Source organism: Alkalihalobacillus sp. TS-13 (assembly GCF_019720915.1).
In the GTDB taxonomy this organism is placed as follows: domain Bacteria; phylum Bacillota; class Bacilli; order Bacillales; family Fictibacillaceae; genus Pseudalkalibacillus.
This window is the reverse complement of record NZ_JAHKSI010000001.1, coordinates 781,715-806,967: the sequence shown is the minus strand read 5'-3', so window position 1 is coordinate 806,967 and position 25,253 is coordinate 781,715. Positions and strand designations below refer to the sequence as shown.

The following is a 25,253-nucleotide window of genomic DNA, read 5'->3' as shown; positions in this document are numbered from 1 at the left end:
TTCCCCACCTTCCTACTTCACTAGTGAAACGATTTTTTCTGCACCGTCAGCCATAGACTCAGCTGCAGTGATATTCAATCCGGATTCATTCAACAATTTTTTACCAAGGTCTACGTTCGTTCCTTCCAGACGTACAACTAGAGGAAGTTCAAGACCTACTTGTTTCGTAGCTTCGATTACACCTTCAGCAATGACATCACATTTCATGATTCCACCGAAAATGTTTACGAAGATTCCTTTTACATTATGATCAGACAAGATGATCTTGAAGGCTTCAGTTACCTTATCAGCTGTTGCACCGCCCCCAACATCAAGGAAGTTCGCAGGATCCCCGCCGTAATATTTGATGATATCCATCGTTGACATTGCAAGACCTGCTCCGTTAACCATACAACCGATATTACCGTCTAAGGAGATATAGCTGAGGTCGTACTTAGAAGCTTCGATTTCCTTAGGATCCTCTTCATCCAAGTCACGCAATTCAAGAATATCTTTATGACGGAATAATGCGTTTGAATCAAAGTTCAATTTCGCATCAAGCGCCATTACATTTCCATCCCCAGTCGTTACGAGAGGGTTGATTTCTGCAATTGAGCAATCCTTCTCAACAAACACAGTATATAAGCCCATCATGAACTTGACTGCTTTATTCACGAGCTCTTTCGGAATATTGATGTTGAAAGCTAAGCGGCGAGCCTGGTAAGGACTAAGTCCAACTACCGGATCGATCACTTCTTTAAAGATTTTTTCAGGTGTCTTTTCTGCTACCTCTTCGATTTCAGTACCGCCTTCTTCAGATGCCATCATGACGACACGTGAAGTAGCACGGTCCAATACAAGTCCTACATAGTATTCTTTCTTGATGTCACAGCCCTCTTCAATTAGAAGACGCTTAACTTCTTTTCCTTCAGGGCCTGTTTGATGGGTAACGAGTGTTTTGCCTAAAATCTCTTCAGCATATGTACGCACTTCATCAAGATTTTTAGCAACTTTAACACCACCGGCTTTCCCACGTCCACCAGCGTGAATTTGAGCTTTAACTACATTGATTTCAGTACCGAGTTCTTTAGCTGCATCTACTGCTTCTTTGATCGTATATGCAACCTTTCCATTAGGAACTGATACCCCATACTTTCTCAAGAGTTCTTTTCCTTGATACTCGTGGATATTCATTCTCCATCCTCCTATCATGTGTCTAATCTATGCAACACCGTTATTATTGTATAAATAAACCGCTCTCATGTCCACCGTTGCGATTGATTTCTCATGAATTTCAAGAATTTGGGGTGGAAAAGTCGAGATTAGGGCTTAAAGCAATCATCTTATACAGTAAAACCTGTGGGACATGACAAAAGGCACTTGTGTGAATTTTTCAGATCCACACAAGTGCCTTTTGCTTTATTTAACAATCGTCATTCTTTTTTCGCTCATCCACGATTTTCTTCGTGATGCTATCACGCTCGGCTGCCGGTCGAAAAACACCGAATTCTTCAGCAAATTCTTCTCGGAACTGTTGGACTGCTTGATCACATCCAGGTACTTCCAGCTTGTTTTTTTTCATCATAAAACAACCACCTCTCTATTTTTCTATAGTATGTGGTGTTTTGCCTTCCATTATGAGTCCCTGGTCAATCCTTTGGTTTCGATGCCTGGTCCAGCTGATACACGAAAGCGAAAACTTCGGCTACCGCCTGATATAAATTTGGTGGAATTTCCTGGTTGATCTCGAGCTTTGAAAGCAATTGGACTAACGACGTATCTTCTTGGATCTGTACACGATGCTGCCGTGCTGTTTGCAAAATCTCTTCAGCTGTAGCCCCCTTACCTTTCGCAACCACTTTTGGTGAACTATTTGCAGATTGATCATATCTTAACGCTACAGCTGTTTTACGATCGGTGTTCGTCATATGGAAAGATCAACTCCTCGTGAAGATACATCTTGTAACCCTGTTTGGATTGGTAGAGTGGATTCTTCAGAAGGGTTCTCCACTTTCACAGTGGACAGCTTGTAATCAATCTTTTCTAATGCACCTTTCAATTGTGGTTTCAATTTTGAGATAAAATGTTTTAGATAGTCATTTTCATTGATGATTTTAACGGAAATGATTCTGTTCTGTACATTCATATCAACGATCGTCTCATTGAGAAATTGCAAATCAAGGTAAAAAAGGATACGGCTGAAATCCTCATCGACATCTCCTGAAGATTCCCGTTTCATATCCCAACGCATCATCACATCGCTCTCCCATTCTTTAAAGTGTATTGGGAATTGATAAAATAACGAGGTGATTGTTTGGTTCTCACTCAAATGCAGCAGCTGCTGACCAGTAAGTCTATGTAACAATACTTCAGCCCTATCCTTGATACTCCCCGGTAATTCCTGAGATAACAGCTCTAGAAGTGCAGATTTCAATTGTTGCTGATTTTTCAGTTCTCCAAGCTGAGTGTTGATCAAATCATGCTCGAACGTCAAACCAAGTCCACGGATGATTTCAACCAGATTAAGATGCGGCTTCGGTGTCTTATTCATATTTAGCTGCGCATGCATCCAATTCGTTTGTTCTTTGCTGATCATACTTAATTTTTGCTGTAAATAAAGTTCGCTTTTCGAAACAGACATATTCAGCTTCAACTCTTTCAACAACGCTTCATCTGAAATCTGAATTTTACCTGATTGTGTAAGTAATTCTTGTTTCATTGAAGGGATTTTCATATCCATTGTCCGGAAAATGCTTTCAATTTGCAACTTCGAATGTGAAGCAGTCATCGGGCGAGAATATAATTGCAAAAGCTGTTTGACAGTTTCTATGGCTGTGTTTCGTGATGTGGCATCCAATACACGGGAAATCGCCTTTTCAACCGCGCTTTCTCCATTGTACACCCCTGCTCCTTTTATGGTTTGCTGTAGTGATTGAAGTTCTGAAGTCAGCGACCGGCTATCTTGCACATGGTAAAGTGCTTTAAAAATGGTTTCTGTAACAGGAAGGTTTTTGAGCAACATTGTTTTAACAGCTTGTATCCCTTTATCTACGTAAGGCACCTGCGATAACCATTTTTCAGCAAGTGTGATCAACTGCTTTGTGATTGGAAGTTGTTCATTAGAAAGATTCATGATCATCCGTTGTATAGCTGGCTGATTTTTACGGTGACCGAAAACCTGTGCTGGCAGCTGATTCACCTTGCTTTGCTCTAGTACTTCCAAAACCGGCATCCCGCCACTTGTACTTGACTTAACCTGGAGCCAATAGTTTTTGTTGGGTCAAAAGTTGAGCGTTCATTTTCCGACCTGCCAGTTGTACCTGGGCCAGATCGTTCGGGTACAAAGCCAAAACTTTTCCTGAAAAAACCTGCCCGGGTCTTAATTCTATTACAGGGTTCAAACGACTTATATTTCGAATGATGGATTCGATCGGCATCGCCTTCATAACGTCACACCCTCCGTCATAAACTGTTCCTTCCTTATATCGTCATCACACTAGTTTTTGTTTGGTACCAATTCGGAAACAGGGGCGAAAGATTTACGATGTTCAGGTGTGATCCCATTCGCTTTTAATGCTTCTAAATGCTGTACCGTTCCATAGCCGACGTTTGATTTGAAGTAGTATTGCGGATACTTACGATCGATTTCCTTCATCAACCTATCCCTCGTCACTTTTGCCACTATTGAAGCAGCTGCAATTGAGTTGCTTTTCCCATCCCCTTTGATGATGTTCTCTTGCGGAAGATCAATTGGGAGATCCATCGCATCTATCAAAAGATAATCAGGTTCGATCGGTAAATCCTCGATCGCCTTCATCATCGCAACTTTACTAGCTTGATAAATATTCAACCGGTCGATTTCTTGTGCCGATACAATCCCGACACCAATTGCCACAGCATTCCGGATGATCTTTTCGTATAACTCTTCACGAACTGGCTCAGATAGCTTTTTCGAGTCGTTCAGTCCAATGATTGGCGTATTTGTATCTAAAATGACCGCACTGGCGACGACTGGTCCAGCAAGTGGTCCACGGCCCACCTCATCAATTCCAGCTACCAAACGAAACCCATTCGAATAACAATGGTTTTCGATCAACGACATACGATTATATGTATCAATTCGTGCCTTTTCTTGTTCCTTACGCTTACACCATTGCACATAAAGCTGTTGGACGCCTTTTCTTGAATCATTCTTCAATTGTCGAATAAACCCCTCATCAAGGTCTCCCTCGTGACTTTCGATATGCGCCCGAAGCTCCTTTATTGATTTCTTTTCCATCGTTTTCTCCTTTTGTGAAGAATATTTATGTAAATACTATTATTAATTGGTGATTTCTGCGAAATTCACTCCCATTCCGCGGGCAAACGAAAAGCGGAAGCGACCTGCCTAGTCACGTAGGTCACTGGAAAACTGACGAGGAGGCTGTGGTCGCCGCAGGAGATTTGAAGTGCTCCAAGTGACTGGTCGCTGAGCTAGACAGCACCTCCACGGGTCTCGCCTGGCTCGCTTTTCCCGCAGGAATGTCGCGAATTTCGCTTAAAAAATATTTTAGATAAGATCAATTTCATTATCGAAGCCATGAAAAAGCCTTGGTGAATCAAGGCCATAAGCGAATGCTTAATCTTATCCTTCGAAAAATCCCTGCAGTCACCAGCTATTGAATTTTAGTGATATATTACCTTCTCTAACTATACAAAGATAGGGGTGGCATGATAGTTTCCTTCCTATCAAGCCAACCCCTTGTATCAGTGTCTTATTCGTAGTCTGCTGGTCTTTCAAAAGAAATCGGTCCAAGCTTTTCAGAACGGATATCTCTTAAGATGATTTCAGCAGCCTTTTCATAATCTACCTCTCCACCTTTGATGAGGCAACCCCTCTTCTTTCCAATCTCTTCAAAGACTTCAAGCGGAGGAGCAGATGTATCGGTCAACTTGTAACGGTCAATCAGTTTTTCAGGATAGGCATCCTTCAAATATTGAACTGCGAAAAAGGCGATGTCTCCAAAATCGAGGATGTCGTCCTTGATCGCACCAGTTACTGCAAGTCGATAACCAGTAATCTGGTCTTCGAATTTCGGCCATAATATTCCTGGTGTATCAAGCAACTCAAGTTCTTTTCCAACTTTGATCCATTGCTGCCTTTGTGTTATTCCAGGACGATCACCTGTTTTCGCAATCTTCTTGTTCGCGAGTCGGTTGATGAGCGTCGATTTGCCGACATTCGGTATTCCAAGTATCAAAGCTCGGACTGCCCGAGGCTTCACGCCCTTTTCAATCATCTTATCTAGCTTGTCCTTTACAAGCTCTCTAGCAATTTCCGAAATCTTTTCTAGACCCTGTCCTGTCTTTGAATTCACTGTGACAGTCCTCAAATTACGTGCTGAAAAATAATCTTCCCATTCTTTGGTTATCGCACGATCCGCCATATCGGTCTTGTTCAGTAGAACCAGCTTAGGTTTATTTTCAATAATCTCATCTATCATGGGATTCCGCGAAGACAAAGGGATTCGTGCATCAACAAGTTCGAACACGACATCGATCATCTTCAGCTTTTCTGTAATTTCGCGTCTTGCTTTGGCCATATGACCAGGGAACCATTGGATTTGCATTCAATTCACCTACTTTAGTACTTCAAAATGTGCAACCGGCCAAAAAATCACATTCGCTTTCCCAATGATTTGATCCATCGGAATTGCGCCTATGTTCCGGCTGTCTTTACTATGCTGTCTGTTATCTCCTAGTACAAATACATGTCCTTTCGGAACAGTTTGGGTGCCGATTTCATCACTTAAATCGAAATTATAGGTCAGATTGCCTCCTGAAAGCCCTTGTTTATATTCATTCAAGTATGGTTCTGGAACTGCTATGCCATTCACGTATAGTGTGTCATCTTTATACTCGATTTTATCCCCTGGGAGACCGATAATCCTTTTTATATAGTCTTTCCCTTCAGGAGCATGGAACACAACGATATCGAACCGGTCAGGTTTCCCTACCTCGTAACTGAATTTATTGACGATCATTCGATCTCCATTATGAAGTGTCGGCATCATTGACTCCCCATCTACAACAATTGGTGCAAATAAGAAGTAACGGATCCCTGCTGCAATCACTAATGCAATAACAAGTGCCTTCAGCCATTCCCATGATTCATTTTTGCGCTTTGCCATTTCTCCACCCCAGTTTTTCTATTTACCATTTATCTATACTTCATTATATTCGAAATGGTTAAAACAATCATCTGTCAGTGTGAAAGATTCATTTGTTTCTTTTGGATCTTCTAGTAAACGATTGTTGTTTTTCACAATTCTATTGATATAGCGTGGAAATATACTCACTTTCCGTGGTCTAAAGAAAAGCGGAAGCGATCCGGTTAGGCACGTAGGTCACTGGAAAACTGACGAGGAGGCTCAAACCAAACAAAGACTTGGTTCTGCGTGGGCTCACACATAAGATGTCAATCAATGTGTCGACCGCCGCAGGAAGTTTGAAGTGATCCAAGTGACTGGTGCTGAGCTAGACATCTATTCCCTGTATTAACCCACATCCGTAAGCCTCCTCGCTCGATCCTCGCTGTGGGGTCTCGCCTGGCTTGCTTTTCCCACAGGAGTCTCATATATTTCCGCTGCTTACAGGTTTTCATTGTTGCTATATCAAATGATAACCTTCATTAGCAACAATCTTTTAGAAACAACCTTTCTATTTGTTGATTTTGGCGAAATTCATTCCCTTTCCGAAGGAGTGTTGCAAATTTCGCTCAAAAAATTCATCCTAACATTTTAAGGTATGTAAAAAGGAGCTTGTTTCCAAGCTCCTTTTCGCACGAGTGTGCGTCATTATCTGCGAATTTCTTTGATACGTGCTGCTTTTCCACGTAGTGCACGTAGATAGTATAGTTTAGCACGACGAACTTTACCGTGGCGTACAACTTCGATCTTAGCGATTTTTGGTGAGTGTACTGGGAAAGCACGCTCAACTCCAACGCCGTAAGAAATTTTACGAACAGTAAATGTTTCGCTGATTCCAGATCCACGGCGTTTAATTACAACACCTTCGAATACCTGGATACGTTCACGTGTTCCTTCGACAACTTTAACGTCGATACGGACAGTATCTCCTGCACGGAATTCTGGCAAATCTGTTTTCAACTGCTCTTTTGTAATATCATTAAGTAGTTGTTGCATGATATTTCCTCCTTCCTTACAAATGTTCTTGTCTATGCTTTTCCATCATAACAGCGGAACATCGTAATCAAGCGGCACAAGCCACAAAGAATATCTTAGCATAAACGTAGTGATGACGCAATATCCTGAAGAGACTTTGTTTATGAATCTCTATCTTTTTTTACCTTTTCCAGGTAGATTCGGTCTTCATCACTTAGCACTGCCAAATCGATCAAATCAGGACGCCTTAAGAACGTCCTTTTCAACGATTCTTTGTCCCGCCACTTTTGGATTTTTGCGTGGTCTCCAGAAAGAAGAACTTCAGGTACTTTCATTCCCCGGAAGTCTGCCGGACGAGTGTAATGGGGATGTTCAAGGATTCCGGAAGAGTATGAATCCAGCTTAGAAGACTCTTCATTGCCAAGTACTTCGGGTAAAAGTCTTGAAACACTATCGATCACTACCATCGCAGCAAGTTCTCCCCCGGTAAGAACATAATCGCCAATCGAAATTTCATCAGTGACAAGATGCTCCCTGATACGCTCATCATAGCCTTCATAATGACCGCAGATGAAAATTAAATGGTCTTCTTTTGATAGTTCTTCCGCCTTTTGTTGCGTCAAACGTTCTCCCTGCGGACACATCAGAATGACTCTAGGGGGAGTTTCCTGATCACTTTTAAGCTGTTCCACTGCATCAAACAAGGGCTGTGGAGTCAATACCATTCCTGCACCGCCGCCATATGGGTAATCGTCGACTTTTCGATGTTTGTTCGTCGTGTACTCCCTAAAATCGATAACAGAATAGGTAACTGCTTCTTTTTCTTGAGCTTTTTTTAAAATGGAACTATTCAAGACGCCATCAAACATTTCGGGAAAAAGGGTCAAAATATCAATTTTCATTCTAATAGCCCTTCCATCGGTTCAATCAAAATTTGTTTTTTGACAACATCCACTACTTTTACAACTGGATCTATATATGGAATCAAGACTTCTTTCTTCGTTTCATCTGAATAGACGACCCAGACATCATTTGCACCAGGGGATAGTATGTCTTTCACTTTACCGAGGTGTTTGCCATCTATTGTCTTAACCTCGCATCCGATGATTTCATAATAATAGAATTCACCTTCAGGCAGATCCTTAAGTTGTTCTTTATGGACCTTCAATATACCATCTCGCAATGGTTGGACTTCATTAATGGACGGGTAGCCTTCAAAAGAGACAAGGTCGAATTGTTTATGCTTACGATGGGAGCGGACTACTAAGGGCATAGGCTCATTTTTCCCAGGTTGAAATAGATAAAGTTTCGAACCCTCCTCATATCGCTCATCAGCAAAATCCGAACGGGTGATGACTCTTACCTCACCCCTGATTCCATGTGTATTGACGATTTTCCCTACATTAAACCATTCGCTCATCATTTTTCCCCCGATAAATGTTTTGTTCTTCTATCATCAATCATTCACAGGCAAGATATACTTTAATCTCAAATAGTAATGGCTTAAAATATGGTGGATAAGAAACGAAGAGTTCAAGGCACGAAGGTTTTGAGGACCGGAACGTATATTATTCATACGTGAGGACCGGTAAAACCTAGTAACGTAGAAATCTGAAGTTTATCATTCGCCAAATTTTAAGCTTCCTCTAAACAAAGAGGTGGGGTTGCCCCCACCTCTTCATTCTAATTACACAATCTCTAAATTTATCTTTTTACGCTCATTGGTACCAGCAGCATTGATCACGGTTCGAATCGCCTTGGCGATCCGTCCTTGCTTTCCAATCACTTTACCCATGTCCTCACTATGAACAGTAAGTTGATAAGTGACAGTGCTACTCGATTCAACCTCTTCTATGCGTACATCTTCTGGGTGATCGACAAGAGCCTTAACAATCGTTTCGATTAACTCTTCCATATCAATTCCACCCTACTTATTTTTGGTTTTTAGCATTGTGTAGCTTTTCCATAAGACCAGCGTCAGAGAAAAGGTTGCGTACTGTGTCAGAAGGCTTTGCACCTTTCAACATCCAGTCAAGAGCTTTCTCTTCGTCGATTTTCACATCAACTGGTTGTGCAATTGGGTTGTAGTATCCGATCTCTTCGATGAAACGTCCATCACGAGGTGAACGAGAATCTGCTACGACCAAACGATAAAATGGAGATTTTTTTGCTCCCATACGCTTTAAACGAATTTTTACTGCCATATCTATAATTCCTCCTAAAATTTTTGTAAGTTGTTTATTATCACGGTAATGTGTACCGGTCAAATCCTGAATTACATGAATGGGAATTTCATGTTGCCCATTCCACCTTTTTTCTTACCTTTTTGCATATTGGACATTTGTTTCATCATTTTCTTCATGTCCTCGAACTGTTTCAAGAGCCTGTTTACCTCTTGAACGGAACGACCGCTTCCTTTTGCGATACGTTTCTTTCGACTTGCGTTGATTGTAGCGGGCTGTTGCTTTTCACCCTTCGTCATCGACTGGATGATTGCTTCAACATGATTGAGCTGTTTTTCGTCAACTTTGACGTTCTTCAATTGCTTCATCTGTCCGGAACCCGGTAACATGCCAAGTAGTTCATCAAGTGGACCCATGCTTCGTACCTGGGTAAGCTGTTCAAGAAAATCATCGAACGTAAAGTTCATCGTCCGCATTTTTTCTTCAAGCTCTTTCGCCTTCTTTTCATCCACATTCGTTTGGGCTTTTTCAATGAGAGAAAGAACATCTCCCATACCTAAAATCCTTGAAGCCATACGTTCAGGATGGAAAGGCTCAAGAGCATCCAGCTTTTCGCCCATACCGACGAACTTGATCGGCGTCTCGGTTACAGATCTGATTGATAAAGCTGCCCCACCACGTGTATCACCATCTAGTTTTGTAAGGACAACACCTGTGAGACCTAGCTGGTCGTTGAAGCTCTCAGCGACGTTGACTGCATCTTGACCAGTCATCGCATCTACAACTAACAGGATTTCATCCGGCTTTGCAAGCTCTTTGATTTGAGAAAGCTCATCCATCAATCCTTCATCTATATGCAGTCGACCTGCTGTATCGATGATCACATAATCGTGATGCTCTTCTTTCGCTTTTGCAATCCCTTGCTTCGCAATTTCAACGGGACTCGCATCTGTACCGAGATCGAATACAGGCATACTGAGTTGTTTCCCTAACGTCTGCAATTGATTGATCGCTGCCGGTCTGTAAACGTCGGCTGCGACAAGCAACGGTTTCCGGTTATTATTCTTCCTGAGATGATTAGCCAGTTTACCGGTTGTCGTCGTCTTACCTGCACCTTGAAGTCCCACCATCATCACAACTGTTGGTGGTTTGTTGGCAACCGCAAGCTTGCTTTGCTCTCCACCCATCAGCGCTGTCAATTCTTCATTGACTACTTTGACGACTTGTTGACCAGGTGTAAGACTTTCAAGGACTTCTTGTCCGATCGCTCTTTCTTTGACCTTCGCAACGAAATGCTTAACAACCTTGAAGTTTACGTCAGCCTCTAATAACGCCAGTCGAACCTCTCGCATCATGACTTTAACGTCCGCTTCGGTAACTTTACCTTTTCCGCGAACCTTCTGAAGTGTTTGTTGAAGTCGGTCGGCTAAACCTTCAAATGCCATAGAATGCCGCCTCCTAATCCAATTTCTCGACACGATCGATCGTATCGAGCAACTCTTTCTGATCCTTTTGATCAGTAACTTGTTGACGTAATTCACTCAATAGTTGCTGTCTGGTCTGATACTTTCCGAGAAGTTCAAGCTTTTCTTCGTATTCTTCGAGCATTGATTCTGTTCGTTTGATATTGTCATAAACTGCTTGGCGGCTCACTTCATATTGCTCTGCAATCTCTCCAAGGGAAAGATCATCGAGATAATAAAGGGCCATATAATTCCGCTGTTTCGGAGTTAAAAGAGCATGGTAAAAATCAAACAGTAAATTGATTCGCATCGTTTTCTCAAGCACTCAATCCACTCCTTGTTAAGCGAAATGCCTTTACGATTAATCATACTACACCCCATAGAAACCTTTGTCAAGTTTTTTTCTTAACATCAGTTTTTTGTACTGATTTTGGTGCCAGGCACCATTTTCAATCCGTTGCACCGCATGGCTTCTCGTTAGGTGCCTGGCACGCGTTGAGGTTCACATGAAACAAACGCTTCGGCGGAATCGTTTGTTGTATTGTTTATGATTGTTAGCGGACGCCAGCGCCGTTATCTGTAACAAAATGAAGTGATTCACCTTGCTTTCAATGAGATAAGGTCTCTGGTATCCGTTAAGACCTCGAAATCCAATTTTTACAAGTCAATCTCGATCTGCTGATTCGTCTTCTGTCATATCTGGAAGTATGTTGGAAAACAGTCCGTAGACGAATTGATCAGCGTCGAATTCATAAAGGTCTTCTACTTTTTCTCCTAGGCCCACAAGCTTGACCGGGATTTCAAGTTCATGGCGGATTGCGAGTACGATACCGCCCTTCGCGGTTCCATCAAGCTTCGTCAACACGATTCCGCTGACATCTGTTGCTTGACTGAACGTCTTCGCTTGATTCATTGCGTTCTGGCCGGTTGTAGCATCGACCACGAGCAAGACCTCGTGCGGTGCGCCAGGCAGCTCTCTACCGATGACACGCTTGATCTTTTCAAGTTCATTCATCAGATTGACCTTGTTCTGAAGTCGTCCAGCGGTGTCGCATAAAAGAACTTCCACACCACGTGATTTCGCGGATTTCACTGCATCGAAGACAACTGCTGCAGGATCAGCACCTTCACTATGCTTAATGACATCGACTCCGACACGGTCGCCCCATATCTGGAGCTGATCGATCGCTCCAGCACGGAACGTGTCCCCGGCTGCCATCAGTACAGATTTACCCTCTTCTTTTAATTTGTGAGCAAGTTTTCCGATCGAAGTCGTCTTCCCTACGCCATTGACTCCGACGAATAAGATGACAGTCAGCTCATTCTCTTTGATGTTCAGCTTCGTACTCTCTTCTCCTTTATCAAGCAGTTCAGCCAGCTTTTCTGAGATGACGACCTGAAGTTCTTCGGTCTCTTTAATGTTCCGAGTCCTGGCAACATCTTTCAATTCGTCGATCAGATCCATGACGGTCGCTACACCGACATCCGCTTCAATAAGGATCTCTTCCAATTCCTCAAAAAACTCTTCATCTACTTTACGATAATTCTTCACAAGATCGTTGACACGGGTTGAAAAGGACGTCCTCGTTTTCTCCAAACCATCCTTGAACTTTTCAGTAACCGTATCACTTTGTGTGCTCAGCTTATCTTTTAAACGTTTAAAAAAACTCATATGTTCCACCTCATTACTATGTCGTCACAAGTTCTTTTGTTTCTTCCAATTTGACTGATACAAGATTCGAAACGCCGGATTCCTGCATCGTTACTCCATAAAGGACATCCGCTTCTTCCATCGTACCTTTCCGGTGGGTTACGACGATAAATTGAGTCTGTTCGCTGAATGCACGTAGAAACTTTGCAAAACGGCTTACATTAGCTTCGTCGAGTGCGGCTTCAACCTCATCGAGGATACAAAATGGCACCGGCCTTACTTTCAGAATTCCGAATAATAAAGCAATGGCTGTCAATGCTCGTTCACCGCCAGATAACAATGCGAGATGTTGAAGCTTTTTACCTGGAGGCTGTGCAAGGATATTGACCCCTGTATTCAATAGATCATCCGGTTCTGTCAATTCAAGGTCCGCTCTTCCGCCACCGAACAACTCACGGAAAATTTCACGGAAATGTTCACGGATATCGAAGAATGATTCTTTGAACCTCTTCGTCATCTCTTCATCCATTTCTGTTATGATTCCATAAAGGGTAGATTTTGCTTCATTCAAGTCATCACGCTGTTCGATCAAGAAATTATAGCGTTCTGAAACCCGTTCGTACTCATCGATCGCTCCAAGGTTGACTGTCCCGAGTTCATCGATGGCGCGCTTGATGAGCTTTACTTTCGTCCGCGCCTCGTCTGGAGTCATTTCCAAGCTGTATTTTTCCTTAGCTCGTTCATAGGAAAGCTGGTATTCCTCGCTTAGATGGTTCAAACGGTTCTCTAGCTCCACATCTAAACGATTTAGCCGCAGTTCTTCTTGATGGATCCCATCGGAAATCTGCTGGTGAAGTCGCTTGAATTCTTTAAGCTGCAATTCCTGCTCTTCTGCTTTTTCTTGACGTTGGCTGCGCTCTTTCCGACGATCGCCAATTAGTTGGACTGTAGAATCTTTATCCTTCCGATGCTGGATGATCTTCTCATCTAACGCCTCTTCATCTGTAGTACTCGTATTAACTGCTTCTTCAAGCAGCCAGAATTCTTCTTCCGCCTCACTCATGATCTTCACTGTTTCATCGAGTTCATTTTGTAAACGTTGGACCGTTCTGTTCGAGTTTGAAAATTGTTCTTCCGATTGTGCAAGTTTTACCTTCAACGAAGTAATTTCTTCTTTCAAATCATCCTTCGTTGTCTGTTGGTTTTTCTTTTGACTCGATAATCTTTCTACTTCTTGTTCGAGCTCTACAGCCCTCGTCTCAGACGCTTTCAAGGACTCTTGCAGACTAGCCACCCTTTGCTCTATCGTTTCCTTTTCGGAGTCATACGTTCCTTTTTCACGGTCGTATAACGATAAATGTTCATTGATGTTCTTAGCTTCAAGTTCAATTTCTCTAAGTTCGCCTTTCAACTGCTGTTCTTCGAGTCGTTTGTTTTCTCCGGTTTCACGCAAGTTTTCGAGCTTTTCTTTCTGGTTGAGCAAGTTTTTCTTCTCTTGCTTGACATCTTTTTCAAGCTGATCGGTCTGCGTTTCCATAGAGGCAAGCTTTTCTGAAATGGAATCCAGTTCGCGCTGCCTGGATAATAAGGACGTATTCTTTTGTTTCAGACTACCTCCTGACATCGATCCACCTGGATTGACGATGTCCCCTTCTAATGTCACGATCCGGTAACGGTGATTGAGGAGTTTCGCTAATGCATTGGCACCCTCCAGGTTTTTGGCAATCACAACATTGCCTAAGAGGTTTTCAATGACTTTACGATACATTTCCTCATAACTGACAAGATTGGAAGCAATCCCGATATAAGAAGGATGATCGGAAACTTTCCCCTCTTCCTGACCTGATAGCTTCCGGCTCCTCATAACAGACATCGGTAAAAATGTAGCTCGTCCAAGACGTTTTTGTTTCAAAAACCCAATCGCTTTCCGAGCATCTTCCTCTGTATGGACGACAACATTCTGTGTGGCAGCTCCGAGTGCTGTTTCAATCGCCATTTCTTCATTTTTGGAAACAGTGATTAGTTCGGCTACAGCACCTTCAATGCCCGGCAGCCTCTTACCTCGTTCTTTCAATATCTCACGGACACCATGAAAAAATCCGCTGTAATCTTCTTGCATTTCTTCAAGCATTTCTTTTTTTGAACGGAATTGTTGGATGAATTGATACGCTTTATATAACTTCGATTCTTTATCATTCAGCGTCTTTTCATTTTTTTCGATTGCTGTTTTCAGCTCCATGAAGGCATCCATTTGCCTTTCAAGCTCCGCCTGGACACCTTCAAGTTTTCCATCCAATTCTGATTTCCGGTGCGTTATCCGATCACGCTCTTCGATGTATTGTTTATGACGATCATCGAGTCTAGAAGATTTAGAAGTCTGCTGATCCAGCTGATCGCTCAAGTATCGGATTTCATTCTTAGTCGATGTCTGCTCATTAAGACAATCGAAATATTCACTTTTCAGCTGCTCGAGTTCTTCTTCGATGTTCTTATCAACTAGCTCAAGTTGTTCCTCTTGAACTTTAAGCTCGCTTTGAAGTTTCTTCAGCTTACTTTGGTGTTCATGCAATTGATTTCGTTCAATTTGCAACGTTCCTTCGAGAGATTTTTTCTTTTCCTTTTGTTGCGAGATTTTCTGAGTTAGCTGCTCTTTGTTCTGATGGTAATTTTTCTTTCGCTCACGCATCACTTCACGTTTACCTTCGTGCTTTTCGAGTTCTTCACTCACATTCAAGAGGACGTCTTGGAGCTCATCGATCGATTCATCCAAAGCAGTCAATTCATCCCTTATGATGCCGATCTCCTGCTCTTTATTTTGAACCTGTCCATGCAGTTTGACCTCTTCAACTCTCAATTGTTCGATTTCTTTGGATTTCGTTTCCCATTTAGTATGTAAGTCCTCTATTTCGTGGACCAATAATGCAGATTCAATCACCTCAAGCTCGCTTTTCTTGTCCAAGTAATCACGAGCAATCGAAGCCTGGATCTTCAATGGTTCGACCTGCCCCTCCAGTTCGTGGAGGATATCTTCTACACGATTCAGATTCTCTTCGGTTTCACGGAGTTTCTGTTCTGCTTTTAATTTACGCGTCTTATATTTCAAGACACCAGCTGCTTCTTCAAAGATTCTCCGGCGATCTTCAGGTTTACTGCTGAGAATTTCTTCAACCTTACCTTGTCCAATGATCGAATAGGCCTCTCTGCCAAGACCGGAGTCCATGAACAAGTCGACAATATCCTTCAATCGACACTGCTGCCTATTGATCAAATATTCACTGTCACCAGAACGATAGACTCTCCTTGTAATGCTGATTTCATTATATTCAATCGGTATATGCTGATCTTCGTTATCTAAAGTCAATGTCACTTCAGCAACATTCAACGGTTTACGTGTATCACTTCCCGCAAAAATGATATCTTCCATTTTTGCCCCCCGTAAGGATTTTGCAGACTGTTCACCTAAAACCCAACGGACCGCATCTGAAATGTTGCTTTTCCCACTTCCATTCGGACCAACCACTGCTGTAACGCCTGGTACAAACTCAATACCAATCCGTTCAGCAAAGGATTTGAATCCGACGACATCTAATCTTTTGAGGAACATTATGATTCCCCCTTCACTAAATTCATCTCATTCATCATGCTCAGAAATTTTAACCTTACACTTGAATACATACTTATTTATTTTATCATAAAGATGGTTACTTCAGAAGAACTCCGGTAAAATTCCGCATTCAATGTCGATTCATGCTACAATGGCAATGAAGAATGGTTGGAGGAAAGGATGATTCGGTGAATCTCAATAACAAAAACGAAGAAAATCTAGCGTATATGATCGAGCAGATGCAAAAACAAATGCAAGTCGTGAATACAGGAGTCATGCGTCCGGAAGACTTTGATGTGGAACAATACGATGAATTGAAGGACCTCTATGAATATGTGATGAAGAAAAATCATTTCAGTGTCAATGAAACCGAAGGAATCATTCAAGAACTTAGCGAACTTCGTAAAAAGTGAATAGGTCGTTAAAGAAAACTTGGCAAAAAAGAGGCTGTCCCAGCAGAAAAGTGTTAAACACTTAGGGGACAGCCTTTTTCTTATTTTTTGTTCAAATATTGTAGTGCTTCTCTCGCAGCGTGCTGTTCGGCTTCCTTTTTCGAACGGCCATGCCCGATCCCCAGTCGTTCACTGCTTAAATAGACTTCAGAGGTGAACTCCCGGTTATGTGCAGGCCCAGTCTCCTGAACGATCCTGTATAAGAGCGTTCCTCGATTTTCTCTTTGGATGAATTCTTGGAGCTGGCTCTTGAAATCCATCACATGGGAAAAAGCACCTTCATTAATTTTTGGATAGACGAATTTGTTTAAGAACTGTTCGACAACTTCCAATCCTTGATCAAGATAAAGAGCTCCAATGAAAGCTTCGAAAACGTCTGCCAGCAAGGCGGGACGTGTTCTTCCTCCTGTATTTTCTTCACCTTTACCTAGTAATACAAGATCTCCGAAATTCAATTGAAGTGCAAATGTCACCAAGGATGGTTCACATACGATTGCTGCACGTAATTTTGTCAATTCACCTTCGGACATATTGTGATACTTCTTGTACAAATACTGAGAAATTGTCAGTTCTAATACCGCATCTCCTAAAAATTCAAGGCGTTCGTTATCATCACTAGGACGTTTACGATGCTCATTCACATACGATGAATGAGTGAATGCTTGGAAGAGTAGTTTTTCATTTTCGAAATGGATATCGATTTTTTCCTGGTATGGCTTAAAACGTAAAGAAAGCTCTTCCTTAGTGAAAGGCCTGCGCTTTGATCGTGAATATTTCTTTGATGGTGTACGGTTGGACATTGTGACCTCCATATTCCTAATCTTGCTTATACATAATTAAGTTTAATAAAACAAAGCCCCGCAATCAAGTGTTGACGCGGGACTTACAAAAATACTATTGATGGCTGTTTATGTAATCAACTACATCGCCAACAGTAGCAATTTTTTCAGCATCTTCGTCAGAAATCTCCATGTCGAACTCATCTTCAAGTTCCATAACAAGTTCAACAACGTCTAAAGAATCCGCTCCTAGATCCTCTTTGAATGAAGATTCAAGTTTCACTTCTTCCTCATCAACCCCTAAACGGTCAACGATGATTTTCGTAATACGATCTTGAATGTCTGCCATGTCCGTTCACCTCCTCTCAAGTATTATACGAAATGTACATCATCTAGTAAATCTCAGGTGTACAAGATTTTATAAAAACTGATCTGTTAATTTCCGCGGGTGATCCGCAAGCCTATTCGCCAGTCAATCGCTGAAATCAAGATGCACTTACCTGTTAGCGGACACAGGAGACCTTATTTCACCAAAAACACACAGGTTTTACATACTTAGTGGACACCAGAGACCTTATTTCGCAAATATCACAGTAATCAGCTGCTTTTTTCCACAAATAACAGCTCTGTTGTCCGTTAAAAATTCAGAAACACCGATTTTGTCACAAATAACGACTCTGGTGTCCGTTAACTGCAAACATAGCTGCTTGAGCTCGCCTGGAACGCAGGTCCGCAAGAGTGTCGCGAATTCACCTTAAACAAGCATAAAAGCCTGTGCATCGGAAATTCGATGTTTATCATTCGGATACTTTTCAAACAACACTTCAACCGAAGTTCAGAATGAGGACAAACAGGACCGAGAAATTCGAGGCACGGAAGCTACGGTCGGCCGGAGCGTATTTAGTAATACGTGAGGACCGGAGTAGCGACGTAACGAAGAATTCCACAGAACTGTTTCCCGGAATTCGGAACTATCCTCTCATTACATTACCATGCCGCCATCGACATGAATAGTCTGCCCCGTAATATATCCACTCTCTTCACCAGCTAGGAACTTTACAGCTGCTGCGATATCTTCTGGACGTCCAAGACGTGCTAGTGGAATTTGCTTGAGCATTTCATCTTTGACGCTTCCTTCGAGGGCGTCTGTCATGTCAGTTTCAATGAAACCTGGTGCGACAGCGTTGACAGTGATTCCGCGGCTGGATAGTTCTTTTGCAGTCGTTTTTGTCAGACCGATGACACCAGCTTTTGCTGCGACATAGTTTGCTTGTCCTGGGTTTCCTGATACACCTACGATCGAGGCAATGTTGATGATGCGACCTGAACGTTGTTTCATCATTTGACGTGTCACTGCTTTCGTACAGTTGAAAACACCTTTCAAGTTCGTGTTGATGACAGCATCCCATTCTTCTTCTTTCATTCTCATCAAGAGGTTGTCACGCGTGATCCCAGCGTTATTGACAAGAATATCGAGAGAGCCATAAGTCGAGACCACCTCTTTGATCATCGCAGTTACGGAATCCATGCTGGAAACATCTGATTGGATGGCAAAAGCTTGTCCACCGTTTCCTTGAATTTCTTCTACTACTTTTCTAGCCTTCTCTTCACTTCCGGAATAATTCACTGCAACCGAGGCACCCTGCTTGGCCAGTTCAATTGCTATTGCACGGCCAATCCCTCTAGAAGCCCCAGTTACTAAGGCAGTTTTACCAGTAAGCATCAAATCATACCTCCTTAAGTTTCTTTACAGCCGCTTCCAACGATTCCGTGTCTGATATCGCAATCGTAGTCGCTCGTCGATGCACCTTTTTCACAAGACCAGACAATACTTTCCCTGGTCCGATTTCAATAAATGTATCCACGCCTTCATCCAACAAGTATCGGACTGTTTCTTCCCAACGTACGGGCGAATAGATTTGCTCAATCAGTTTCGATCGGATCTCACCGGCTTCTGTTACAGGCACAGCCGATACATTCGCTACGACCGGTATTTCTGCATCTATAATCGTCAACTCATCTAGGATGTCACCCATTTTTTCAGCAGCGGGTTTCATCAATTCCGAGTGGAACGGCCCGCTCACTTGAAGAGGGATGATTCTCTTCGCGCCTTCTTCTTTCGCTGCTTCAGAAGCTTTTTCTACCCCTGACTTAGAACCGGAAATCACAATTTGTCCCGGGCAATTAAGGTTTGCCAATTGGACCGAATCTCCACCAGATGTGATACGAGTTGTGATTTTTTCCAGTCGATCCGCTTCCATGCCAAGAACTGCAGCCATCGCGCCTTCACCTGAAGGAACTGCTTCTTCCATGTACATACCGCGTCTTCGGACTGCATATACGGCGTCTTCAAAACTCAAAGCTTTCGAAGCTACGAGCGCTGTATATTCACCCAAGCTATGGCCAGCAGTGTAGTCCGGAAGTATCTCATATTCTTCTAAAGCTTTCAGAATCGCAATACTCGTCGTAAGTAAAGCGGGTTGAGTATTCTCGGTCCGTGTCAGTTCTTCTTCAGGACCATTTGCGACAATCGAAGACAACGAGTATCCTAACCGATCGTCTGCTTGTTTAAACACTGCAGCAGATAGTTCGTTATGTTTTACAAAATCTTGTCCCATTCCTACTTGTTGAGAACCTTGGCCAGGAAAAATAAATGCGACTTTTCCCATTTGTCATTCCTTCCCTTCTATTCGAGCTGCTTTTTCAGTGATGATCGCTACCATATCATGTTCAACCATATGGCGTGCTTGACGTATCGCATTCAGCACTGCATTTGCATCGGATGAACCGTGCGCTTTAATTACTGGTGCACGTAGGCCGAATAACGCCGCTCCACCGTATTCGCTGTAATCAAGTTTTTCTTTTATCAATTTGAACTCTGGTTTCAAAACAGCAGCAGCCAACTTACTTTTCACTGAACTCATCAGCTGTTCCTTAAGCATCTTGAACATTGACATTGCCGTACCTTCGATGGTTTTCAGAACGAGATTGCCCGAAAAACCATCACAAACGACAACATCGGCAACACCTTCCAAAAGATCACGCGATTCTACATTACCAACAAAATGTACGAGATCTGTCTCTTTCAACAATTGAAAAGTCTGTTTAGACAATTCGTTTCCCTTTCCATCTTCTGTCCCGACATTCAACAGTCCGACGCGTGGTTTCCCGAGGCCCCGCACTTTTTGACTGTATACACTGCCCATCAATGCATATTGAAAAATATGATCAGGCTTTGCATCCATATTCGAGCCCACATCCAGCAGGACGAATCCCTGACCATCCAGTGTTGGTAATGTAGGTGATAAGGCAGGGCGGTCGATTCCTGGGATACGCCCGACATGGAGCAATCCGGTCGTCATCAATGCTCCCGTATTTCCTGCCGAGATACAGGCATCGGCTCTGCCGTCTTTTATTTCGACCGCAGATAATACCATCGATGCTTGTTTCTTTCTTCTGACTGCCCTTACTGGTTCGTCCTCACTTGTGATTTTTTCGGGTGTATGTAGAATTGAAATCCGGTCTGATTCGATCAGATATTTTTCGATCTCGTTTTCATCACCGACGAGGGTCACCTCAAGATCGGTATATTGATTGACGGCTTCAATGGCACCTAGAACAATCTGTTCAGGGGCATTGTCACCGCCCATTGCATCAATAGCAATCCTCATTTATGAATTACGTCCTTTCTTTCTTGCTTCTTTTCGAGCGGAACATGGTGAATACACCTTCAAAAACAAGTTCCTGTTCAACGTAGCTCTTCACTTCTACAATAGAGCGATCCTTTTGATGTTCGATCACATTCGCTTTTGCAATGACTCGCTCACCGACTTTGACCTGTCTCGTAAATCGCAGGTCTGATTTTTCGGTCAATGCCATTTCATCATTTATAATCGCAACGGCAAGGGAGTTTGCTTGTGCAAACAAATGATGCCCCCTGGCGATATCATGTCTAGAAAAAACATGCTCTTTCTTGATATCCAATATTGAGATCGCAGATTCATCTAGTTGCAGGTCAATGATTTCACCGATTACATCTTCAATCGAAAGTGCCTTCACTTCATCCAGCTGTTGCCGGGCGACATTTTTAATTCTTTCACGAAGTTCCGGTATCGAAAGCTCCAAACGATCAAGTCGTATTGTTTGTACACTTACCTGGAATTGATCAGCTAAATCCTCATCTGTTATGAATGGATTTATAAGAATCGTCTCTTTCAACATTTGTTGACGTTCTTTTTTATTTCTCTTCATTCCTTCACCATCCCTTACTCTTATGAGTAGGTACTAATAGTAGTATATATTGATTGGTCATTCTTTTCAAGGAATAGTGGGTTAATCAAGTTCCTCCCAAGCATCTACCTGTTCTAATAGCCAATTTCTTAGAGATTCATAGCCTGGTTCTTTCCAAAAACCTTCAGCGTTTACCATTTTCGCAGCATCATTCCTTGCAACCTCCAAAGCCCGATAGTCATGGACAAGGTCAGCAACTTTGAAATCAGGTAAACCGCTTTGCTTTTTTCCGAAGAAGTCACCTGGCCCCCGTAGTTCGAGGTCCCGCTGAGATAACTCGAAACCGTCATTTGTTTCTGTCATGATCTGCATCCGTTCTTTCCCGACATCGGATTTCGGATCTGCTATGAGGATACAGTAGGATTGCGCATCCCCTCTCCCTACTCTTCCGCGTAACTGATGCAATTGGGACAAACCGAATCTCTCTGCATCATAAACAACCATAACCGTTGCATTCGGGACGTTCACCCCCACCTCAACTACAGTCGTCGAAACAAGAATTTGAACTTCATTTCTACTAAACCTAGCCATAATCTCTTCTTTTTCATCAAATCGCAACCGCCCATGCATCAAGCCTACTTTAAAGTTTGTAAAATAGTTGACCAGTTGGGCATGAACATCGACCGCATTCTGGAAGTCGAGCTTATCCGATTCCTCGATCAGGGGACAAATCACATAGGCTTGCCGACCTCTCTCCAATTCCTTTTCAATGAATCCAAGAACACGATCAAGCATCCCATGCTTCGCCCAATAGGTTTCAATCGGTTTTCGTCCGGCCGGCATTTCATCGATAGTTGAAACATCCATATCACCGAAGGCCGATATTGCCAGTGTCCTTGGAATAGGAGTAGCAGTCATGAAGAGGACATCAGGAGTGATCCCTTTTTGTCGCAGCACTTTCCTCTGTTCCACTCCGAACCGGTGCTGTTCATCCGTGATCACCAAGCCCAGGTCATTAAATTGGACTTCATCTTGGATCAGGGCATGCGTGCCGATCAGGATATCGACTTCCCTATTTTTGACCCGCTCCAGAATCTCGCTACGACGTTTCCCTTTAATCGAGCTTGTCAGCAAGTCAACATTGATTTCAAACTGGTTGAATAATTGGGTCATTGATTCATAGTGCTGTTCCGCTAATATTTCAGTCGGGACCATTAAAGCTGATTGCATGTTCAATGTTGCTAGAGCGTACATGCTTATGCCCGCCACAATGGTCTTACCTGATCCGACATCCCCTTGAAGCAGACGGTTCATCCGATAAGGGGATCTTAAATCTTTTAAAATCTCATCGACCACACGCTTTTGTGCACCTGTCAACGGGAAAGGCAGAGCAGTTATGAAACGGTCGATTTCAGCCTCATTGAAGAACTTCTCTTGACCATCGGATTTTTCTTTCTCCTGTTTCCGCCACCACTGCATTTTCAACTGGAATCGTAACAGTTCTTCATAGACAAAATACCGTCTTGCATGCTTTAAATGCTCATGTGTGGCAGGAGCATGGATCCATTGTATCGCCTCTTTGCGGTCGATAAGTTTATATTGTTTCCTCAAATCCTCCGGTAAAATATTCTCAACTGAACCAAGATATTGTTGTAGACAAAGCTGGATGACTTTTCGGATTTTCTTGACTGTCCAATCTCCCTTAATCGAATAGACCGGCTCAATTGTCTCGTCAGATTCTTGATGTCCGAACATCACATGCTGCGCTGTGATGGTCAGCCTGTGTTGATCCCATTTTCCTGTGATTGTGACAGGTTGTCCGATTGAAAGCTGTTTCTTCAAAAATGCCCTGTTGAAAAACACAGCCGTTACAAGATATTTCCCCACGAGTACTTTCACTGTTAGTCTAGATTTCTTCCGGCCAAAATAACGGAGAGAAGGCTCGCTATGAACCTTCCCTTCTATTGTTGCCTTTTCGTCATGTTTCAGTTCCGTCAAATCCTTCACTTGGAAGTCCTCATAACGGTATGGAAAGTACATAAGAAGTTCGTTGACGGTATACACTTTCAAATCAGCCAATTCTTCAGCCCGTGCTTCTCCGATTCCCTTGACTTGAGTAACGGGTATCGACAAATCCATCATTTTTTCTTTAGCGGCACTCCATAAATTTTCGCTTCAAGCTCCCGACCTGTCGGAGTAGCCGCCAATCCTCCTTGTGCAGTCTCCTTAAGGGCAGTAGGCATCGATTCTCCAATCTTATACATCGCATCAATCACTTCATCGCATGGAATACGACTCGTGATCCCAGCAAGTGACATATCTGCAGCGGTTATCGCGATGCTTGCTCCGATGGCATTCCTTTTTACACATGGTACTTCTACCAGTCCTGCAACGGGATCACATACAAGACCAAGCATGTTTTTAAGCGCAATCGCCATAGCTTCCGCTGATTGCTCAGGAGTGCCGCCAGCTAGTTCGACGATCGCTGCTGCAGCCATTCCTGTAGCTGATCCTACCTCAGCCTGACAACCCCCAGCAGCTCCGGAAATCGATGCATTATTTGCAACGACGAAACCAAAAGCACCAGATGTGAATAAATAGCGGACCATTTGTTCACGGCTCGGATGCAGTTTATCTCTAAGGGCAAATAGGGTACCTGGGACGACACCAGCGGATCCTGCAGTAGGCGTCGCACAGATCGTACCCATCGCAGCATTCACTTCATTGGTCGCAACAGCTTTGCTGACCGCATCCAGAATCGTCGTACCAGCAAGGCTTTTGCCACTCTCGATGTATTTTTGTAGAAGGACTGCATCACCTCCAGTCAAGCCAGAATGTGATTTTACACCTTCTTTGATTCCGCGTTCTACAGCCTTCTCCATGACATCCAGGTTTTTTTCCATACGTTCCATTACCGATTCCTTCGTTCGGCCGGTCACTTCCATTTCTTGTTCGATCATTACTTCAGAAATTGGAACATTCTTTGAAACGGCAAGTTCCACTAACTCACTGACATTCCTAAACATCACTCATACCGCCTTTCTGTTTAATCATGAATCCGTGTCGCTTTTATAATGTGTGGAAGTTTTTCGATATCTGCTAAAACGTCATCTTCAAGGTTTTGATCCACTTCGATTGTCATCAGAGCTTCACTTCCGATTTCTTTCCTTCCGACTTCCATATGACCGATATTGATCTGGTGTTTGGCTAATAGATTGGCTACCCCGGCAATAGCACCGTAATGATCATTGTGTACGACAAGAAGTGCAGGATGGTTTCCTGATAACCCTAACTCAAATCCGTTCAACTCAATAATCTCGATTTTTCCACCGCCGATTGAAATCCCAACCACTTCCAACTCTCCGTCCTTATCTCCAAGACGGATCCGGGCAGTGTTAGGATGATCAGTCAATGCTTCCTCTTCTGTCATCTTGATTTTGATTTTCTCTTGTTTGGCAATCTTCAACGATTCGCTTATCCGCTGATCGAACGTATCAAAATCGAGGATCCCACCGACAATCGCTACATCCGTTCCATGACCACGGTACGTTTTCGCAAAGGATCCGTAGAAGGAAATGTGCGCCCATTCAGGTTTACGACCAAACAAGGATCTTGCAACCCGACCAATTCTTGCTGCACCTGCTGTATGTGAACTGGATGGACCGATCATGATTGGTCCGATGACATCGAAAACGCTTTTATACTTCATTTGTAATTCCTCCATCTATACATATAGAGATAAAGAATAT

The 25,253-nt window shown here is 42.9% G+C and carries 27 protein-coding genes; 1 reads left to right on the top strand and 26 read right to left on the bottom strand.

Translation table 11 applies throughout. From position 1 onward, the window contains the following. Positions 1-12 precede the first annotated feature (12 nt). From sucC to smc, 17 genes are all read right to left on the bottom strand, one after another. Complete coding sequence (sucC, locus tag KOL94_RS03980; protein ID WP_221564258.1) at positions 13-1,173, bottom strand: ADP-forming succinate--CoA ligase subunit beta; 1,161 nt, start codon at positions 1,171-1,173, stop codon at positions 13-15. Between the two features lie 229 nt (positions 1,174-1,402). Further along, a complete protein-coding gene (locus KOL94_RS03975; RefSeq protein WP_221564255.1) occupies positions 1,403-1,564 on the bottom strand; it encodes a small, acid-soluble spore protein, alpha/beta type in 162 nt (53 codons plus the stop codon). Between the two features lie 64 nt (positions 1,565-1,628). Then, positions 1,629-1,907, bottom strand: coding sequence for an EscU/YscU/HrcU family type III secretion system export apparatus switch protein (locus KOL94_RS03970; RefSeq protein WP_221564252.1), 279 nt, complete (start codon positions 1,905-1,907; stop codon positions 1,629-1,631). Beyond that, positions 1,904-3,202, bottom strand: a complete 1,299-nt coding sequence (locus tag KOL94_RS03965) for a hypothetical protein (RefSeq protein ID WP_221564249.1) — start codon at positions 3,200-3,202, stop codon at positions 1,904-1,906. The genes KOL94_RS03970 and KOL94_RS03965 overlap by 4 nt, the downstream gene beginning before the upstream one ends. Before the next feature lie 28 nt (positions 3,203-3,230). After that, a complete protein-coding gene (locus KOL94_RS03960) occupies positions 3,231-3,425 on the bottom strand; it encodes a hypothetical protein (protein ID WP_221564247.1) in 195 nt (64 codons plus the stop codon). Between the two features lie 50 nt (positions 3,426-3,475). Continuing rightward, on the bottom strand, positions 3,476-4,258 hold the full coding sequence (locus KOL94_RS03955; protein WP_221564244.1) for a ribonuclease HII: 783 nt from the start codon (positions 4,256-4,258) through the stop codon (positions 3,476-3,478). 475 nt (positions 4,259-4,733) lie between these two features. Then, positions 4,734-5,588 (bottom strand): ribosome biogenesis GTPase YlqF, encoded by an 855-nt coding sequence (gene ylqF / locus KOL94_RS03950; RefSeq protein WP_221564242.1) that lies wholly within the window; start codon positions 5,586-5,588, stop codon positions 4,734-4,736. 9 nt (positions 5,589-5,597) lie between these two features. After that, positions 5,598-6,149, bottom strand: a complete 552-nt coding sequence (gene lepB, locus KOL94_RS03945) for a signal peptidase I (protein WP_221564240.1) — start codon at positions 6,147-6,149, stop codon at positions 5,598-5,600. A 666-nt stretch (positions 6,150-6,815) separates the two neighbouring features. Further along, a complete protein-coding gene (gene rplS, locus KOL94_RS03940) occupies positions 6,816-7,163 on the bottom strand; it encodes a 50S ribosomal protein L19 (protein ID WP_221564237.1) in 348 nt (115 codons plus the stop codon). Between the two features lie 140 nt (positions 7,164-7,303). After that, on the bottom strand, positions 7,304-8,044 hold the full coding sequence (gene trmD, locus KOL94_RS03935) for a tRNA (guanosine(37)-N1)-methyltransferase TrmD (RefSeq protein WP_221564234.1): 741 nt from the start codon (positions 8,042-8,044) through the stop codon (positions 7,304-7,306). Further along, positions 8,041-8,562, bottom strand: coding sequence for a ribosome maturation factor RimM (rimM, locus tag KOL94_RS03930; protein ID WP_221564231.1), 522 nt, complete (start codon positions 8,560-8,562; stop codon positions 8,041-8,043). Before rimM ends, trmD begins: the two co-directional genes overlap by 4 nt. A 267-nt stretch (positions 8,563-8,829) precedes the next feature. Next, positions 8,830-9,057: a KH domain-containing protein gene (locus KOL94_RS03925; protein WP_221564228.1), complete on the bottom strand. Its 228-nt coding sequence runs from the start codon at positions 9,055-9,057 to the stop codon at positions 8,830-8,832. Between the two features lie 16 nt (positions 9,058-9,073). Then, positions 9,074-9,346, bottom strand: a complete 273-nt coding sequence (gene rpsP / locus KOL94_RS03920) for a 30S ribosomal protein S16 (protein WP_221564225.1) — start codon at positions 9,344-9,346, stop codon at positions 9,074-9,076. A 71-nt stretch (positions 9,347-9,417) separates the two neighbouring features. Next, positions 9,418-10,770, bottom strand: coding sequence for a signal recognition particle protein (ffh, locus tag KOL94_RS03915; RefSeq protein ID WP_221564223.1), 1,353 nt, complete (start codon positions 10,768-10,770; stop codon positions 9,418-9,420). Positions 10,771-10,783: 13 nt separating this feature from the next. Further along, entirely contained in the window at positions 10,784-11,113 is a 330-nt protein-coding gene (locus KOL94_RS03910) for a putative DNA-binding protein (RefSeq protein WP_221564220.1), read from the bottom strand. Positions 11,114-11,452: 339 nt separating this feature from the next. Further along, entirely contained in the window at positions 11,453-12,460 is a 1,008-nt protein-coding gene (gene ftsY / locus KOL94_RS03905; protein WP_221564217.1) for a signal recognition particle-docking protein FtsY, read from the bottom strand. A 16-nt stretch (positions 12,461-12,476) separates the two neighbouring features. Next, positions 12,477-16,043, bottom strand: coding sequence for a chromosome segregation protein SMC (gene smc / locus KOL94_RS03900; RefSeq protein ID WP_221564215.1), 3,567 nt, complete (start codon positions 16,041-16,043; stop codon positions 12,477-12,479). 188 nt (positions 16,044-16,231) lie between these two features. Between smc and KOL94_RS03895 the strand changes: the two genes are divergently transcribed. Beyond that, positions 16,232-16,456, top strand: a complete 225-nt coding sequence (locus KOL94_RS03895) for a DUF1128 domain-containing protein (RefSeq protein ID WP_221564212.1) — start codon at positions 16,232-16,234, stop codon at positions 16,454-16,456. 80 nt (positions 16,457-16,536) lie between these two features. Here KOL94_RS03895 and rnc read toward each other — a convergent pair whose 3' ends face one another. The 9 genes from rnc to sdaAB all read right to left on the bottom strand — a co-directional run bounded on the left by rnc (position 16,537) and on the right by sdaAB (position 25,213). Then, complete coding sequence (rnc, locus tag KOL94_RS03890) at positions 16,537-17,295, bottom strand: ribonuclease III (protein ID WP_260412191.1); 759 nt, start codon at positions 17,293-17,295, stop codon at positions 16,537-16,539. 94 nt (positions 17,296-17,389) lie between these two features. Beyond that, entirely contained in the window at positions 17,390-17,623 is a 234-nt protein-coding gene (acpP, locus tag KOL94_RS03885) for an acyl carrier protein (RefSeq protein WP_221564206.1), read from the bottom strand. A 633-nt stretch (positions 17,624-18,256) separates the two neighbouring features. Then, the gene (gene fabG / locus KOL94_RS03880; RefSeq protein WP_221564204.1) at positions 18,257-18,997 is read right to left on the bottom strand and encodes a 3-oxoacyl-[acyl-carrier-protein] reductase; all 741 of its coding nucleotides are present in this window, start codon (positions 18,995-18,997) and stop codon (positions 18,257-18,259) included. A gap of 4 nt (positions 18,998-19,001) precedes the next feature. Beyond that, positions 19,002-19,943, bottom strand: coding sequence for an ACP S-malonyltransferase (gene fabD, locus KOL94_RS03875; protein ID WP_221564202.1), 942 nt, complete (start codon positions 19,941-19,943; stop codon positions 19,002-19,004). A 3-nt stretch (positions 19,944-19,946) separates the two neighbouring features. Continuing rightward, positions 19,947-20,945, bottom strand: coding sequence for a phosphate acyltransferase PlsX (gene plsX / locus KOL94_RS03870; protein ID WP_221564200.1), 999 nt, complete (start codon positions 20,943-20,945; stop codon positions 19,947-19,949). 7 nt (positions 20,946-20,952) lie between these two features. Next, the gene (gene fapR / locus KOL94_RS03865; RefSeq protein ID WP_221564199.1) at positions 20,953-21,525 is read right to left on the bottom strand and encodes a transcription factor FapR; all 573 of its coding nucleotides are present in this window, start codon (positions 21,523-21,525) and stop codon (positions 20,953-20,955) included. A gap of 81 nt (positions 21,526-21,606) precedes the next feature. Then, positions 21,607-23,643, bottom strand: coding sequence for an ATP-dependent DNA helicase RecG (gene recG / locus KOL94_RS03860; protein ID WP_483298058.1), 2,037 nt, complete (start codon positions 23,641-23,643; stop codon positions 21,607-21,609). After that, positions 23,643-24,530: an L-serine ammonia-lyase, iron-sulfur-dependent, subunit alpha gene (gene sdaAA, locus KOL94_RS03855; RefSeq protein ID WP_221564194.1), complete on the bottom strand. Its 888-nt coding sequence runs from the start codon at positions 24,528-24,530 to the stop codon at positions 23,643-23,645. The genes recG and sdaAA overlap by 1 nt, the downstream gene beginning before the upstream one ends. Positions 24,531-24,550: 20 nt before the next feature. Further along, complete coding sequence (gene sdaAB / locus KOL94_RS03850; RefSeq protein WP_221564191.1) at positions 24,551-25,213, bottom strand: L-serine ammonia-lyase, iron-sulfur-dependent subunit beta; 663 nt, start codon at positions 25,211-25,213, stop codon at positions 24,551-24,553. Between the last annotated feature and the right edge of the window lie 40 nt (positions 25,214-25,253).